The sequence below is a fragment of the Agrobacterium sp. 33MFTa1.1 genome (assembly GCF_004328495.1).
Lineage (GTDB): Bacteria > Pseudomonadota > Alphaproteobacteria > Rhizobiales > Rhizobiaceae > Agrobacterium > Agrobacterium pusense.
The window spans coordinates 1,358,745-1,372,664 of record NZ_CP036358.1; the positions used below are offsets into that span (position 1 = coordinate 1,358,745).

14 protein-coding genes are annotated in these 13,920 nt (G+C 59.5%); 10 read left to right on the top strand and 4 right to left on the bottom strand.

Going from position 1 to position 13,920, the window contains the following annotated elements:
- Positions 1 to 13 precede the first annotated feature (13 nt).
- On the top strand, positions 14 to 934 hold the full coding sequence (locus EYD00_RS06890; RefSeq protein WP_034498988.1) for a methylenetetrahydrofolate reductase: 921 nt from the start codon (positions 14 to 16) through the stop codon (positions 932 to 934).
- Positions 935 to 979: 45 nt separating this feature from the next.
- Here EYD00_RS06890 and EYD00_RS06895 read toward each other — a convergent pair whose 3' ends face one another.
- The gene (locus tag EYD00_RS06895; RefSeq protein WP_169692031.1) at positions 980 to 1,918 is read right to left on the bottom strand and encodes a LysR family transcriptional regulator; all 939 of its coding nucleotides are present in this window, start codon (positions 1,916 to 1,918) and stop codon (positions 980 to 982) included.
- A 70-nt stretch (positions 1,919 to 1,988) separates the two neighbouring features.
- Here EYD00_RS06895 and EYD00_RS06900 point away from each other — a divergent pair, with 70 nt between their 5' ends.
- Together EYD00_RS06900 and EYD00_RS06905 are read left to right on the top strand one after the other, a co-directional pair.
- Positions 1,989 to 2,207: a DUF1127 domain-containing protein gene (locus EYD00_RS06900; RefSeq protein ID WP_004442294.1), complete on the top strand. Its 219-nt coding sequence runs from the start codon at positions 1,989 to 1,991 to the stop codon at positions 2,205 to 2,207.
- Between the two features lie 271 nt (positions 2,208 to 2,478).
- The gene (locus EYD00_RS06905; RefSeq protein ID WP_004442297.1) at positions 2,479 to 3,519 is read left to right on the top strand and encodes a GlxA family transcriptional regulator; all 1,041 of its coding nucleotides are present in this window, start codon (positions 2,479 to 2,481) and stop codon (positions 3,517 to 3,519) included.
- Between the two features lie 237 nt (positions 3,520 to 3,756).
- Here the strand turns inward: EYD00_RS06905 and EYD00_RS06910 are convergent, their stop codons facing one another.
- Complete coding sequence (locus EYD00_RS06910) at positions 3,757 to 5,232, bottom strand: bifunctional ADP-dependent NAD(P)H-hydrate dehydratase/NAD(P)H-hydrate epimerase (RefSeq protein ID WP_004442300.1); 1,476 nt, start codon at positions 5,230 to 5,232, stop codon at positions 3,757 to 3,759.
- 357 nt (positions 5,233 to 5,589) lie between these two features.
- On the opposite strand from EYD00_RS06910, the gene EYD00_RS06915 reads away from it, so the two are divergent.
- The 4 genes from EYD00_RS06915 (at position 5,590) to hspQ (ending at position 8,845) form a co-directional block, all read left to right on the top strand.
- On the top strand, positions 5,590 to 5,928 hold the full coding sequence (locus EYD00_RS06915) for a P-II family nitrogen regulator (RefSeq protein ID WP_003515720.1): 339 nt from the start codon (positions 5,590 to 5,592) through the stop codon (positions 5,926 to 5,928).
- Positions 5,929 to 5,998: 70 nt separating this feature from the next.
- Positions 5,999 to 7,408 (top strand): type I glutamate--ammonia ligase, encoded by a 1,410-nt coding sequence (glnA, locus tag EYD00_RS06920; protein ID WP_004442307.1) that lies wholly within the window; start codon positions 5,999 to 6,001, stop codon positions 7,406 to 7,408.
- Positions 7,409 to 7,507: 99 nt separating this feature from the next.
- Positions 7,508 to 8,428 (top strand): DMT family transporter, encoded by a 921-nt coding sequence (locus EYD00_RS06925; RefSeq protein WP_034498993.1) that lies wholly within the window; start codon positions 7,508 to 7,510, stop codon positions 8,426 to 8,428.
- A gap of 87 nt (positions 8,429 to 8,515) precedes the next feature.
- Positions 8,516 to 8,845, top strand: coding sequence for a heat shock protein HspQ (gene hspQ, locus EYD00_RS06930; protein ID WP_004442310.1), 330 nt, complete (start codon positions 8,516 to 8,518; stop codon positions 8,843 to 8,845).
- Between the two features lie 100 nt (positions 8,846 to 8,945).
- On the opposite strand, the gene EYD00_RS06935 is transcribed toward hspQ, so the two are convergent.
- A complete protein-coding gene (locus EYD00_RS06935) occupies positions 8,946 to 9,602 on the bottom strand; it encodes an invasion associated locus B family protein (protein WP_004442311.1) in 657 nt (218 codons plus the stop codon).
- A gap of 307 nt (positions 9,603 to 9,909) precedes the next feature.
- Here EYD00_RS06935 and EYD00_RS06940 point away from each other — a divergent pair, with 307 nt between their 5' ends.
- The 3 genes from EYD00_RS06940 to EYD00_RS06950 are packed head-to-tail and all read left to right on the top strand — an operon-like array spanning position 9,910 to position 13,448.
- Entirely contained in the window at positions 9,910 to 11,757 is a 1,848-nt protein-coding gene (locus EYD00_RS06940; protein ID WP_034498996.1) for an extracellular solute-binding protein, read from the top strand.
- Between the two features lie 39 nt (positions 11,758 to 11,796).
- A complete protein-coding gene (locus EYD00_RS06945) occupies positions 11,797 to 12,465 on the top strand; it encodes a DsbA family oxidoreductase (RefSeq protein ID WP_034498999.1) in 669 nt (222 codons plus the stop codon).
- 50 nt (positions 12,466 to 12,515) lie between these two features.
- Entirely contained in the window at positions 12,516 to 13,448 is a 933-nt protein-coding gene (locus EYD00_RS06950; RefSeq protein WP_004442314.1) for a DMT family transporter, read from the top strand.
- Between the two features lie 55 nt (positions 13,449 to 13,503).
- Here the strand turns inward: EYD00_RS06950 and EYD00_RS06955 are convergent, their stop codons facing one another.
- Complete coding sequence (locus tag EYD00_RS06955; protein WP_004442315.1) at positions 13,504 to 13,848, bottom strand: hypothetical protein; 345 nt, start codon at positions 13,846 to 13,848, stop codon at positions 13,504 to 13,506.
- Positions 13,849 to 13,920: the final 72 nt, after the last annotated feature.

The window sequence follows — 13,920 nt, forward strand, 5'->3', positions numbered from 1 at the left end:
TCAAAAACGGTGCATGATAATCAAAAGGATCATGCACACATTGCCCGATATCTCCGCCACTTCCGTCATCCCCGCCTCCATCGAGGCCTCACCCGCGCAGGTGCTTGGCCCGGCAAGTCTTGCCGGTCTTTTTCCGCAGGGCGTGCGCGTTTATCTGACAGATACCGGAGCCGCCTCGCAGGTGAAGCTGGTCGATGCCGCAAAGCATCTGCGTGATCTCGGTTATGAGCCCGTTCCGCACCTTGCGGCCCGCCGTATCGCCTCTCGCATCGATTTCGAGGAACAGGTGAAGCGGCTTGCCGGCGACGCCGGCGTGACCGACGTGCTGGCGGTCGGCGGTGGCGTCGAGAAGCCAGAGGGCCCGTTCACGTCTACCATCGACATGCTTTCCACGGGCATTTTCGACCGTTGCGGCATCAGGCATATCGCAATTGCCGGTCATCCGGAAGGCAGCCCCGATTTCAACGACGAAACGGCGACGGCCGCGTTGCGGCTGAAACGCGATTTTGGCGAAAGAACCGACGCCGCCATGCGCATCGTCACCCAGTTCGGTTTTGATTCCGCCCGCTTCATCGCCTGGGCAGAAGGGCTTGCCGCATCCGGTATCGATCTGCCGGTGCATATCGGCGTTTCCGGCCCGGCCAAGATCACCACGCTCCTGAAATACGCCGCGCTCTGCGGTGTCGGCAATTCCATTGCCTATCTCAAGAAAAACGCGCTTTCCCTGACCACGCTTGCCAGGGGCCATTCACCGGAAAGCATCGTCGGGCCGATCGAACGGCACTGGCGGGACAATCCGCAAGGACCGATCCGGCAGATCCATGTCTTTCCCTTCGGCGGGCTGCAGGCGTCGTCAGACTGGCTGGTCAGTCGTGGCAGCTGGCGGACCGAAAACGCGGATCACGCCGCAGCCACGGGTTCGGTGGCGATCTAAGCGGCGCGTCGACGGCGCATGATGGCCGTGACGCGTTCCTTCGCCTCATGCCGCCTTCGCGACCTCGACGAATGCATTGCGAATGCTTTCCGCCACCGCGAGCACCGGCCGCGACGCCTTGTCGCCCATAATCAGCCGGATATCGAAATAGCCGAGTTCCGGCAGGCCTTCCTTCTCACCCAGAATGACCATGTCGTTCAGCACATAAGATCGTGGCAGCGGCGCGATGGCGAGATCCGCGGCAATCGCCGCACGCTGTGCCATCGTGTGGCCGCTGAGATAAGCCACGCGGAAATTGCGCCCACGTTTTTCCAGCGAATGAATCGCCTCCGAACGCCAGATGCAGCCCTCTTCCCATATCGAGATCGGCAGCGGATCGCGCAGATAGGCCGTGCCGCATTTCGCACCCGCCCAGACGAGCCGTTCGCGCATCAGCACCTCGCCGGTATCCCTCAGCGGATGTGAAGCACAGTTGACGAGGGCGAGATCAAGACGCTGCTCGTCCATCCGCTTATAGAGATTGGAGCTGGCATCGATTGTGACGTCGATCATGATGCCGGGGAAAGCCTCGGCGAAACGCTTGAGAATGCCCGGCAGCAGCCCGCGCTCGCCAATATCCTCCGGTGCGCCGAGACGCACCACACCGGACAATTCGGGCATGACGAAACGCGACACCGCCTCGTTGGACAAGGCAATCATGCGGCGCGCATAAGTCAGAAGCGTCTCCCCATGCGCCGTCAATGTCACCGAACGCGCATCGCGCAGGAACAGCGTCGTTTTCAGCTGCTCTTCTAGCTTCTTGATCTGCATCGAAACGGCCGATGGTGTTCTGAACACGACTTCGGCGGCGGTCGAGAAGTTTCCCGTTTCCGCAATGGCGACGAAGGTCCTCAATATGTCGTTATCCAGCAACGGCAGCGGTTGGCGGAAAGTCACGGTCATGGCACGCACCTTCAAATATTTTGATTTATAGATGGATATCATTTCGTTTGATTGAATGTCAACAACGGCGCACCATCCTCACATCAATCGTGGTTCAGGAAAGGATGAAGACATGACCATGATACATTACCTGCCCGCGGCGAACCGCTCCCCGCATCGCCCGTCATCCGCCGGCTGGCTGCAGCGCCTGTCAGGCAATATCGCCTCCCATTATGCGTCATGGCGCCGTGCGAGGATGCTCCGCGCGCTGGAAGCGCTCCCGCCTGAAACATTGAAGGATATCGGATGGCCCACAACCGACAACTACGGCAGAAGCGTCATTCGCAAATGACCGCCGGCCGATGGCTCGCAGCCTTTCTTACGCCCGCGAGCCATCGCCCTCTGCGGGTAAATGGCGGCCCCCGGGCGTAAATTGGCCTGCCTGTTTTACATGCGACGCGACGCCCTTTAAAAAGGCTTGTCGCAAAATTTGCATATTTCAAAAGCTATTTTTTGACAGCCCCGATTCCACGGCGTATTTTTCGTTAAAGATGTCGCATACAGGACATCCAGAAGACCAATTCCAAGGGAGGAATTGCGTATTCGCAACGGAGCACGGGCAAATGAGCAGAAACTCCCAGAAGAAGCGCTCAATCGTCTTTTTTCTCATTCCGCAATTTACCATGCTGCCCTTCGCCGCAGCGGTTGAAACGCTTCGCATCGCCAACCGAATGTTGGGCTACCAGGCCTATGAATGGCGCATCGCCTCGCTCGATGGCCAGAAGGTCATGTCCTCGAGCGGCATCTGTCTTGAGGCCGATACCTGTCTTGCAGATGAGCGGCGTTACGTCAGCGGCGAAAACCGCCCGGAAATGGCAATCATCTGTTCGGGCATCGATGTGGATCAACACATCAACAAATCGGTCAACGCCTGGCTGCGCGAAGCCTATAATCGCGGTATCGCCATCGGCAGCCTCTGTACCGCCGCCCATATCCTTGCGCAGGCTGGCCTCCTCAACGGCAAACGTTGCGCGATCCACTGGGAAAACCTGCCCGGCTTTTCCGAAGCCTTCCCGCAGGTGGAAGTCTACGCAGATCTCTTCGAAGTCGACAGCAACATCTATACCTGCGCCGGCGGCACGGCCTCGCTCGACATGATGCTGAGCCTGATCGGCCAGGATTTCGGCGAGAACCTCGTCAACCGCGTCTGCGAACAGCAATTGACCGACCGCGTGCGCAGCCCCAACGACCGCCAGCGCCTGCCGCTGCGCGCCCGCCTTGGCGTGCAGAACAGCAAGGTTCTGTCGATCATCGAATTGATGGAAGGCAATCTTGCCGAGCCGCTGTCGCTGCTCGATATCGCCGACGCCGCCGATCTGTCGCGCCGGCAGGTGGAACGCCTCTTCCGCCAGGAAATGGGCCGCTCGCCCGCCCGCTATTACCTTGAAATCCGCCTTGACCGCGCCCGTCACCTGCTGGTGCAATCGGCCATGCCGGTGGTGGAAGTCGCCGTCGCCTGCGGGTTCGTGTCAGCGTCGCATTTCTCGAAGTGTTATCGCGAAATCTACAATCGCACCCCGCAGCAGGAGCGCGCCGAGCGCAAGCTGCTGATCAGTGCTTCGCGCATGGCAATGGCGAGCCAGGCAGGCAAGGCCGCCCATTGAAGGCGGAGTTGAAGGTCCCGAGCGCGACAGGACTTGTCTCAGAGCAAAAACCTGTCCTCCGTCATGCCGGACTAGATCCGGCATCCAGCCACCGCGCGTCTGCGCCGTGAGAAGAGTATTTCGCGATCAAGGACCTGATCGCGCTGGAGCCCGTATCCAGTCCGGGGTGACGAAGTGCGGATGATGGAACTGTGGTAAGAGCGCAGGTTCAGCGAGCAGCCAGCAAATCAGACCAATTCACCCAAACGGCCGAACCGCATGGGCGAGGTCCTCCGCCGTCATGCCGGCGCCCGCTCTGTCGCCCGCCTCGCCATGCAGCCAGACCCCGGCTGCAGCCGCTTCGAAGGCAGGTGCGCCCTGCGCCAATAGCGCGCCGATGATACCGGCCAGAACGTCACCCGATCCCGCCGTCGCAAGGCTCGCCGGGGCGTTCGTATTGACCAGCGCCCGGCCATCGGGCGAAGCGATCACCGTGTCCGCACCCTTATAGACCAGAACCGCGCCGCTGCGCGCCGCAGCGACCTGCGCCTTCTCGATCTTGCTCAGCCTCCCATCGGCCGCCAGATCGGCAAACAGCCGGGCGAACTCGCCCTCATGCGGTGTCAGCACGAATTTGCCCGCACCGGAAGTGATACGCTCGAACAGGACATCCGTATCATCCCTGAAGGCCGTGATCGCATCGGCATCCAGCACCACCGACTTGTCGCCAAGCAGCGACACGAGTTGCCGCGCCTTTTCGAGATCGCCGAAGCCCGGGCCGAGAACGAAGGCGCCGTGGCGCTCATCGTCAAGCCACACGCGTAGATCGTCGGCATTGTCCATCGGAACGTTCATAACGGCCGTCAATGTGACAGACAGCACGTCGAGCGCCGCTTTCGGCGCTGCGACAGTAACGATCCCCGCCCCCGCCTTCAGCGCTGAAAGCGCGGTCATGCGGCTAGCACCCGTCGCATGGGCGGGGCCCGAGAAGACCGTCAGGTGCCCCCTGCGGAATTTATGGGTCTCCATACCGGCGCGCGGCAAGGCATCCCGCCAGACAAACGGATCGTTTTCCGCCACCGATCCCCTATGAGCCTCCAGGATACGCAACGGTATGCCGATATCGAAAACCTCCAGCGCTCCGCAAAGCTCCCGCCCCGGCATCAGCAGATGACCCGGCTTGCGCGCCATGAAGGTGATCGTGCGCTCCGCCCTGAACGATGCGCCAAGCGCCACGCCACGCCGGCCGCAAAGCCCCGAGGGCAGATCCACGGCAAGAACCGGCACCTTCGCCTGCATGACCGCCTCGATCAGCCGGACTAGCTCCGGCGGAACATCGCGGGACAGCCCGGCTCCGAACACGGCGTCGATCACCACGTCGCCGGAAAGAGGCGTATAGGCATCAAGCGGCAGCGGCGTCACGCCGCTCCGCTCCAAGGCCACGCGTGCATCCCCCTTGAGAAGGCCGATATCGCCGAGATGATGGACCTCGACTTTAGCGCCGCTTTGCGCCAGCTCCCGCGCCGCAACATAACCGTCACCTCCGTTATTCCCGCTGCCGCACAGGACGACGAAGCGCAGCGCCTGCGGGTAATGCCGAAGCGCCGAAGCAGCCACCGCCTGCCCCGCACGCTCCATCAAATCGTAAAGCGGGATGCCGGATTGGCCGGCTGCCGCATCGATGCGCGCCATCACAGCCGGGTCGATAAGGAGGAACTCGGAAATGGAGGTCATGCCACATCATTCCTTCAAAACGCAGGAAAGGCAATCGATACAAAAATAAGCAAAATTCGGAGACCAAAAAATACTCAAATGCATATAATATGTGCAATAGCTCAACCCGCGACCACAGCATAATCGAATTTTAAAAATTTCTAATATTAAAGAAAACCGCAGAAATGCTGATGGATTTTTCGGATTCTAGTGACGAATTGCCGGTAGAACCGCGAAAAGCGAATGCATTTTGTGCGGGAATGGCCGCGGGGCGAAGTTTTTTCTTCAAGCCCGCTTCCGATCTGGCACAATACGTGCATTCTTGTGGCAGAGCGGGAGTTACCTGCTTTAACGGGAGAAGCGGAGAGATATTTTCTCATGAAAAAGATCGAAGCGATCATTAAGCCTTTCAAGCTCGACGAAGTGAAGGAAGCCCTTCAGGAAGTCGGACTTCAGGGAATCACGGTCACGGAAGCAAAAGGCTTTGGTCGTCAGAAAGGCCACACGGAACTCTACCGCGGTGCAGAGTACGTCGTGGACTTTTTGCCGAAAGTGAAAGTCGAAGTCGTATTGGCGGATGAGAATGCGGAAGCCGTCATCGAGGCGATCCGCAATGCGGCGCAGACCGGACGCATCGGCGACGGAAAGATTTTCGTTTCCAATGTCGAGGAAGTAATCCGCATCCGTACCGGTGAAACAGGCGTGGACGCCATATAATTAAAAAAGTCCTGAGCCGGGGAGGCTTGGGTTTTCACCTCGTCATCATCACACTCAAGGAAAAGTTTAAATGACGACCGCAAACGATATCTTGAAGCAGATCAAGGATAACGACATCAAGTTCGTGGACCTGCGCTTTACCGACCCCAAGGGCAAGCTGCAGCACGTCACCATGGACGTGGTATGCGTCGACGAAGACATGTTCGCCGACGGCGTCATGTTCGACGGCTCCTCGATCGCCGGCTGGAAGGCCATCAACGAGTCCGACATGGTGCTGATGCCAGATCCGGCCACCGCCCATGTCGACCCGTTCTTCGCCCAGTCCACCCTGGTCGTCCTTTGCGATATTCTCGACCCGGTCTCGGGCGAAGCCTATAACCGCGACCCGCGCGGCACCGCCAAGAAGGCCGAAGCCTACCTCAAGGCATCAGGTATCGGCGACACGGTTTTCGTCGGTCCCGAGCCTGAATTCTTCGTCTTCGACGATGTGAAATACAAGGCAGATCCCTACAACACCGGCTTCAAGCTCGATTCGTCCGAACTGCCGTCCAATGACGACACCGACTACGAGACCGGCAACCTCGGCCACCGTCCGCGCGTCAAGGGCGGTTATTTCCCGGTTCCGCCGATCGACAGCCTGCAGGACATGCGCTCCGAAATGCTGACGGTTCTCGCCGAAATGGGCGTCGTCGTTGAAAAGCATCACCACGAAGTGGCTGCCGCACAGCACGAGCTGGGCGTGAAGTTCGACACGCTGGTCTCCAGCGCCGACAAGATGCAGATCTACAAGTATGTTGTGCACCAGGTCGCCAATGCCTATGGCAAAACGGCAACCTTCATGCCGAAGCCGATCTTCGGCGACAACGGCTCGGGCATGCACGTTCACCAGTCGATCTGGAAGGGCGGCAAGCCGACCTTCGCAGGCGATGAATATGCCGGTCTTTCCGAGACCTGCCTCTATTACATCGGCGGCATCATCAAGCATGCCAAGGCCATCAACGCTTTCACCAACCCCACCACCAACTCCTACAAGCGTCTGGTGCCGGGTTATGAAGCGCCGGTTCTGCTCGCTTACTCCGCGCGCAACCGTTCCGCCTCCTGCCGTATCCCCTTCGGCTCCAACCCGAAGGCAAAGCGCGTCGAAGTCCGCTTCCCGGACCCGACCCAGAACCCCTATCTCGGTTTTGCGGCCATGCTGATGGCCGGCCTCGACGGCATCAAGAACAAGATCCATCCCGGCAAGCCGATGGACAAGGACCTTTACGACCTTCCTGCCAAAGAACTGAAGAAGATCCCGACCGTCTGCGGTTCGCTGCGTGAAGCGCTGGAAAGCCTCGACAAGGACCGCAAGTTCCTGACCGCAGGCGGCGTGTTTGACGACGACCAGATCGATAGCTTCATCGAACTGAAGATGCAGGAAGTCATGCGTTTCGAAATGACCCCTCACCCGGTCGAATTCGACATGTACTACTCGGCCTGATCGGCCCTGCGGGCGCTCCACCGGGGCGCTCCATTCATCGCGGCGGTTTTCCCCGGAAAGCCGCCGTTTTCTTTTGAAGTTCAACCCTGACCGTGAAGAATGCCGAACACGCCAGCCACGCAGCAAACCCGCCTCACGGACTGGCTCATCTTTCTGGCCGTTCCCTTCTTTTTCGCCAGCAACGTCGTTTTCGGCCGCGGCGTCGTCGGTGAGGTCTCGCCTTTCATCGCCGCCTTCATCCGCTGGATCGGCTCGACGCTCATCATCGCGCCCTTCATGATCGCCGACTGGCGCAACTGCCTTGCTTTCGTGCGGCACAAGACGCTGCTCTGGCTCGTCCTCGGCATTCTCGGCATGGGCATCTGCGGCGGCGTGGTCTATTGGGGCCTCACCATGACCACGGCCGCCAACGGCACGCTGATCTACACCACCTCCTCGCTGTTCATCATCCTGTTCCAGCGCATCTTTCAGGGCCGGCCGATCCGGAAGCTTGAAGTGGCGGGCATGATTATCGCCTTCGCCGGCGTCGCCGCCATCGTGCTCAAGGGCGATATCTCCGCTCTCCGGCACATGAATTTCAACATCGGCGACTTTGCAATTATGACCGCGGCCATTGCCTTTGCGATCTATTCCGTGCTGCTGCGCGATCCGGCGGCGCGGCAGATGGCGTCCTTCAGTCTCTTCGGACTGATTGCTTTTTCCGGCGCGCTTGTCCTTCTGCCGCCGGCAGCACTGGAACTGGCACAGGGCGGCATGCTGCCTGCCACGCCTGTTGCATGGGCGAAGATCGGCGGCATCATCCTGTTCGCCTCACTTCTGGCCTTTTATTGCTTTACCCACACGGTGCGCGTTTTCGGTCCCGCCACGGCGGGAATTACGCTGTACATGATGCCGCCGGTCTCGATCCTCATGGCGACGGTGTTTCTCGGCGAATCCTTCGAGACCTATCATGCCATCGGCATCGTATTGGTCACCGGCGGCGTCATCATCGCCACCGCGCCGATCGGCAAAAGGCGCTGAACACGAACGGCAGAGCGGCGTCAAAGCGCCAGGTCTTGATATTTCGCGTTCCGATACCAACTAGTATTGGGAAAGGAAGTACATGCCATGAAACAAAGAAACGCAAAATTCACGCTTGGCGAGATCGTTCGCCACAAGGTGTTTCCGTTCCGCGGTGTGGTAATCGACGTGGACCCGGAATATGCCAATACCGAGGAATGGTGGAACGCTATTCCCGCGGAAATCAGGCCGGAACGCGACCAGCCCTTCTATCATCTTCTCGCCGAAAACGAGGAGACGGAATATGTCGCCTATGTTTCCGAACAGAACCTCGTCCACGACGAAAACGAGACGCCGCTCCGAAATCCCAATATCGGCCGCATCTTTGACAAGGCGCCGAACGGCGAATGGCGCCCAAAAATGTCCACGGCGCATTGACGCCCGCCAAGCATCTCCCTCCTCCCGGGGATATCAAACACGCATAAAAAAACCGGTCTGTCGCCAGACCGGTTTTCTGTTTTTCAAGCTTGCGCGGCAATCAGGGCTTCGGCGCGCCCTTGGCAGCGTCCTGAGCAGCTTCGAGCTTCTTGCGAGCTTCTTCCGCCTTCTTCTGCATGCCTTCCTGCAGGCTGCGCTGGCTTTCGGCCAGCTGCGACTGGGTGATTGCCGGGCCATCATAAGCACCGGTGAAACCGGAAAGCGCGATCTTGATGGGGTTCGGCGCGCGGCGGAAGTTGATGGAGGTGAAAACCACCTCGCTACCCTTCTTCAGCGAAGCGATCATGGCGTCCGTCAGCGGCACTTCAGCCGTGCACTTGTCGGGAAGGCAAACGGCGTAATCGAGCTTCTGACCCTTACCGCCATCGATCTGCATCATCACACCCGGAGGAATGAGACGCGCGGTCGGAACGGAAACCTGCAGAAGCTTGCGGTTGACCTTGCCTTCAACGGTGATGAGGCCAACGGCCGTGATCATCTGGCCGTTCTGGGCGAGAACCACGTTCTGCACAACGCAGACATCGTTGTCTTCCTGCTTGGAGCAGGTCTTGAACCAGCCGAGCGGCGGAGCGCCAGCGCCCTGAGCAGCCGGAGCAGCATCCTGCGCCTGCGAGATGGCCGGAGCGGACACAGCGCCGAGAGAGAGGACCAGAGCGGACAGAGCCGTCCGGGTGAATGTGTTTGCCTTGTGCATCATAAGAGTTCCGTCTCCTGAATGTCTGCCAGAACAGAACCGCTCAAGGTCCTGTTCGTCGATGGCGGTATCCTTCTGCCCGTTCAACTGTCGTTTAAATGAGGCAAATGCGTGACCCGTCTCTTCCGGTCCCCCTGTTACATGCCGTTCGCGGCGATATCCAGCACTTCTTTAACTTTTTCTTGAGCGGAGCCAAGATTTCCCGCGCTTGCATGGGTCATGCAATGTCCGTGTGCTACATATCTGCCAGAATCATGACGATAAACGGTCCTGACGCACATCGGACGGACAGTTGAGACAGGACAGTGACATGCGCAACCTTGCGGCCCTCATCCCCGCATTGTTTCTTTTGGGATCATCCCTGCTTCCCGGCGGGAGTGCGGTAGCGCAACCGCTGCACGCCATCTCGATGCATGGCACGCCAGCGCTTCCCGCAGATTACCAACACCTGCCTTATGTCAATCCGGACGTGAAGAAAGGCGGCCGCATTTCTTATGGCGTGGTCGGCACCTTCGACAGCCTGAACCCCTTCGTTCTCAAGGGAATGCGCACCAGCGCCCGCGGCGTCTGGGATCCGGAATTCGGCAATCTTCTTTACGAGCCGCTGATGTCTCGCTCCAGCGACGAGCCCTTCAGCCTCTATGGGCTGCTCGCCGAAACCGTGGAGTGGGACGACGAGCGCAGCTTTGTCCAGTTCAACATCAACCCCAAGGCGAAATGGTCGGATGGCGAGCCGGTAACGCCTGATGACGTGATCTTCACCTTCAATCTCCTGAAGGAAAAGGGCCGCCCGCCATTCAACAGCCGTCTCGACGGCGTAGCCAAGATGGAGAAGACCGGCGAACACAGCGTGCGCTTTACCTTCAACGAAAAGGCGAATCGCGAAACGCCTCTCATCCTCGCCTCTTCAACGCCGATCCTGCCGAAACACGCGACCGATCCGGAAAAATTCGAGCAGGCGGGCCTCGGTGCGGTTGTCGGCTCCGGCCCTTACCGAATCAAGACGCTGCGCCCGGGTGAACGAATCATCTGGGAGAGAAACCCCGACTACTGGGGCAAGGACATTCCCGGCAAAGTCGGTTTCGATAATTACGACGAGATCAGCATCACCTATTTCCTTCAGGTCACGACCATGTTCGAGGCCTTCAAGAAGGGCGATATCGACATCTACCCGGAAGGCGATGCCATCAATGGCACCTCCGATACCTCCCACTGGGGGCAGGCCTATAATTTCCCCGCCGTGCATCGCGGCGATATCGTCAAGGACGTGTTCCAGCCGCGCCTGCCGACCGGCATGTTCGGTCTCGTCTTCAACACCCGCCGTGCCGTCTTCGCTGACGAAAAGGTACGCGAAGGCCTTACCTATGCCTTCGATTTCGAGTGGATGAACAAAAACATCCTCGGCGGCTCCTTCAAGCGGACGCAGAGCTACTGGCAGAACTCGCCGCTCGGCGCCTATGGCAACGCCGCCGACGCGCGCGAGCTGGCGCTGCTCGGTGACGCGGCAAAGTCCATGCCGCCGGAGCTTCTGGCCGGCACCTATGCGCTGCCGACCACGGACGGCACGGGCGCCGACCGCAAGGTTCTGAAAATGGCCGTCGACAAGCTGAGAGAGGCTGGCTACAGCATCAAGAACGGCAGGATGTCCGATGCCAATGGCCGCCAGCTCGCTTTCGAAATCATGACGCAGAACCCGGCGCAGGAGCGTATCGCGCTCGCCTATCAGCGTTCGCTGAACCTGATCGGCGTCGCCATGGGCATTCGCTCGGTTGATGACGGGCAATACCAGTCGCGCTCGAACAGCTTCGATTACGACATGATCATCCGCTCCCTGCCCTCGTCGCTTTCGCCCGGCATGGAGCAGCTGAACCGCTGGAACTCACTCTCGCGTGATGCGCAGGGCAGCTTCAACTATGCAGGTGTTGCCAATCCCGATATAGACCGGATGATAGAGGCGCTGTTGCAGGCCCGCTCGACGGAAGATTTCCAGGCGGCCGTGCGCGCTTATGACCGCCTGCTTGTGGCGGGACATTATATCATTCCGCTCTATTATATCGGCGCCCAATGGGTCGCCCGCTGGAAATATATCGACCGCCCGGATATCACTCCAATACAGGGCAATCAGAAACAGACCTGGTGGGACGCGCGGGCGCAATAACCTGCCACCGTCATGTCGATCATATAAGGAACATCAGCCATGGAACGCATCGTTGTTGACGTCGTATCGGACATGGTCTGCCCGTGGTGTTATCTCGGCAAGGCCCGGCTCGATCTCGCCATTGCCGAGGTGCAGGATGAAATCAGCGTCGACGTGAACTGGCGTCCCTACCGCCTCAACCCGGACTATCCGCCGGAAGGAGTCGACCAGAAAGCCGCTCTCGAGGAAAAGCTCGGCAAGGAGCGTCTGGAACAGGCCCATGCCACGTTGGTTCAGCTCGGGAAGGAAGTCGGCATTACCTACGATTTCGACGCGATCAAGATCGGTCCGAACACGCTCGATGCACACCGCCTGTCGCTCTGGGCCCATTCCGAAGGCCGCGACGTCCAGGAACGCGTCGTGACCGGCCTGTTCAAGGCCAATTTCGAGGAAGGCCGCAATATCGGTGATCATGCCGTGCTGGTCGACGTTGCCGCAAAGACCGGCATGGATGCGAAAGTCGTCGAGCGGCTGCTGGCTTCGGACGCGGACAAGGATACGGTCGTCGCCGAAATCGACGCCGCCCAGCAGATGGGTGTCGCCGGCGTGCCCTTTTTCATCATCGACCAGAAATACGCCATAAGCGGTGCACAAACACCCGATGTTCTGATTGCTGCATTGCGGGATATTGCAAAAATCAAGGCGGACGAGCATAGATCGATGAACTGACGGTCAAACCGCCGGCGGTTTTCAACAACTCGATTTTTGCCGGTGTTTCCGTGTCCGACCAGACCCTGAAAGGCATTCTGCTCGCCTTTGCAGCCTTCGCTGCCTATGCTTGGAGCGATGCCAGCGTTAAACTCATTGAAGGCCAGATTTCGCCGATCGAATCGGCCTTCTTCGGAGCCCTGTTCGGCCTCGTCGCCCTGCCCTTCATCCGCAAACGCAACGACAGCTGGCTGGATGTGGTGAAAACAACCAACCGGCCGCTCTGGATCATCCGCTTTTTTTCGGCTGGCACCGGCGCTGTCGGCAGCGTGACTGCCTTTACCCATCTTTCCATGGCGGAAGCTTTCGCGCTGATCTTCCTGCTTCCGTCCTTCGTCACCATCATGTCGGTGATGTTTCTCAAGGAACAGGTGGGCATTCGCCGCTGGTCGGCCGTCATCATCGGTTTTCTGGGTGTGCTCATCATCCTGCGGCCCGGATTCCGTGAACTGGGCATAGGCCATCTGGGCGCCATCATCGCCGGCTTCAGCGGCGCGCTCAGCATCGTGATCTTCCGCGCCATGGGCCCATCGGAAAAGAATGTTTCGCTTTACGGTGCGGGCGTGCTGGGCTGTCTCGTCATCAGCGGCGTTGCCATGGTGCCGAGCTTCGTCATGCCGGGTGGCGAACAATGGCTGCTGCTGGCAGGATACGGCCTGCTCGGCGCGCTTGGCAACATTCTTGTCATGTACGCCGCCCAATATGCGCCCGCCGCCATGATCGGCCCGACACAATATAGCCAGATGCTCTGGGCCATCCTGTTCGGTTATCTGATTTTTGGCGATCGTATCGACGGCTGGATGTTGATCGGCATCGCCCTCATCGTCGGCTCCGGCCTGCTGACACTGCTCCGCGAGAAACAGAGAAAGGTGCCATTGCCCGCCTCCATCGCCGCGACAGACCAGAACGTGGCTGTCGGTATTACGCCGGAAGACAGTCACTAGCCCCAGAGAGCGAAAAAACCGGCGGCGCTTCAGGCACCGCCGGTCCGGCGTTCAATCAATCGCAAACCCTGACCCGATACATGTCGCCCCAGGCGTTCTGCCTCCAGGCTACATGGCAGCGGGGATAGACGGGTTCATAAACGACCGGCGGGCCATAAGCCGGCGCAGCATAGACGGGCGGACCGTAAGCAGGCGCGTAATAGGCGGGGCCGTAGGCATAGCCCGGGTGTCTTGCACCCGCAATCAGCGCTCCGCCAATGATCGTGCCGGCAATACCGGCGGCAAGGCCGCGGCCGAAATTATTGCGCGCTTCCGCCTGACTGGTGGTGGCAATTGTGGTGCCCGCAATTGTCAAGGCAACCAGACCAGCGGTGGCAAACCTGTTGATATTGGTCCACATCGTCCTGCTCCTTCATCACCCGGCGGCATCCACTCATCCGCCGCACCGGGTATGAGGGAAAGATTACGCCCG

Excerpts from the sequence above, each read along its gene's own strand:
- EYD00_RS06890 (WP_034498988.1), top strand. The coding sequence starts at position 14 with ATGATAATCAAAAGGATCATGCACACATTGCCCGATATCTCCGCCACT.
- hspQ (WP_004442310.1), top strand. The coding sequence starts at position 8,516 with ATGAAACAAAGAAACGCAAAATTCACGCTTGGCGAGATCGTTCGCCAC.
- EYD00_RS06935 (WP_004442311.1), bottom strand. The coding sequence starts at position 9,602 with ATGATGCACAAGGCAAACACATTCACCCGGACGGCTCTGTCCGCTCTG.
- EYD00_RS06945 (WP_034498999.1), top strand. The coding sequence starts at position 11,797 with ATGGAACGCATCGTTGTTGACGTCGTATCGGACATGGTCTGCCCGTGG.
- EYD00_RS06915 (WP_003515720.1), top strand. The coding sequence starts at position 5,590 with ATGAAAAAGATCGAAGCGATCATTAAGCCTTTCAAGCTCGACGAAGTG.
- EYD00_RS06955 (WP_004442315.1), bottom strand. The coding sequence starts at position 13,848 with ATGTGGACCAATATCAACAGGTTTGCCACCGCTGGTCTGGTTGCCTTG.
- EYD00_RS06940 (WP_034498996.1), top strand. The coding sequence starts at position 9,910 with ATGCGCAACCTTGCGGCCCTCATCCCCGCATTGTTTCTTTTGGGATCA.
- EYD00_RS06895 (WP_169692031.1), bottom strand. The coding sequence starts at position 1,918 with ATGATATCCATCTATAAATCAAAATATTTGAAGGTGCGTGCCATGACC.
- EYD00_RS06905 (WP_004442297.1), top strand. The coding sequence starts at position 2,479 with ATGAGCAGAAACTCCCAGAAGAAGCGCTCAATCGTCTTTTTTCTCATT.
- glnA (WP_004442307.1), top strand. The coding sequence starts at position 5,999 with ATGACGACCGCAAACGATATCTTGAAGCAGATCAAGGATAACGACATC.
- EYD00_RS06900 (WP_004442294.1), top strand. The coding sequence starts at position 1,989 with ATGACCATGATACATTACCTGCCCGCGGCGAACCGCTCCCCGCATCGC.
- EYD00_RS06910 (WP_004442300.1), bottom strand. The coding sequence starts at position 5,232 with ATGACCTCCATTTCCGAGTTCCTCCTTATCGACCCGGCTGTGATGGCG.
- EYD00_RS06925 (WP_034498993.1), top strand. The coding sequence starts at position 7,508 with ATGCCGAACACGCCAGCCACGCAGCAAACCCGCCTCACGGACTGGCTC.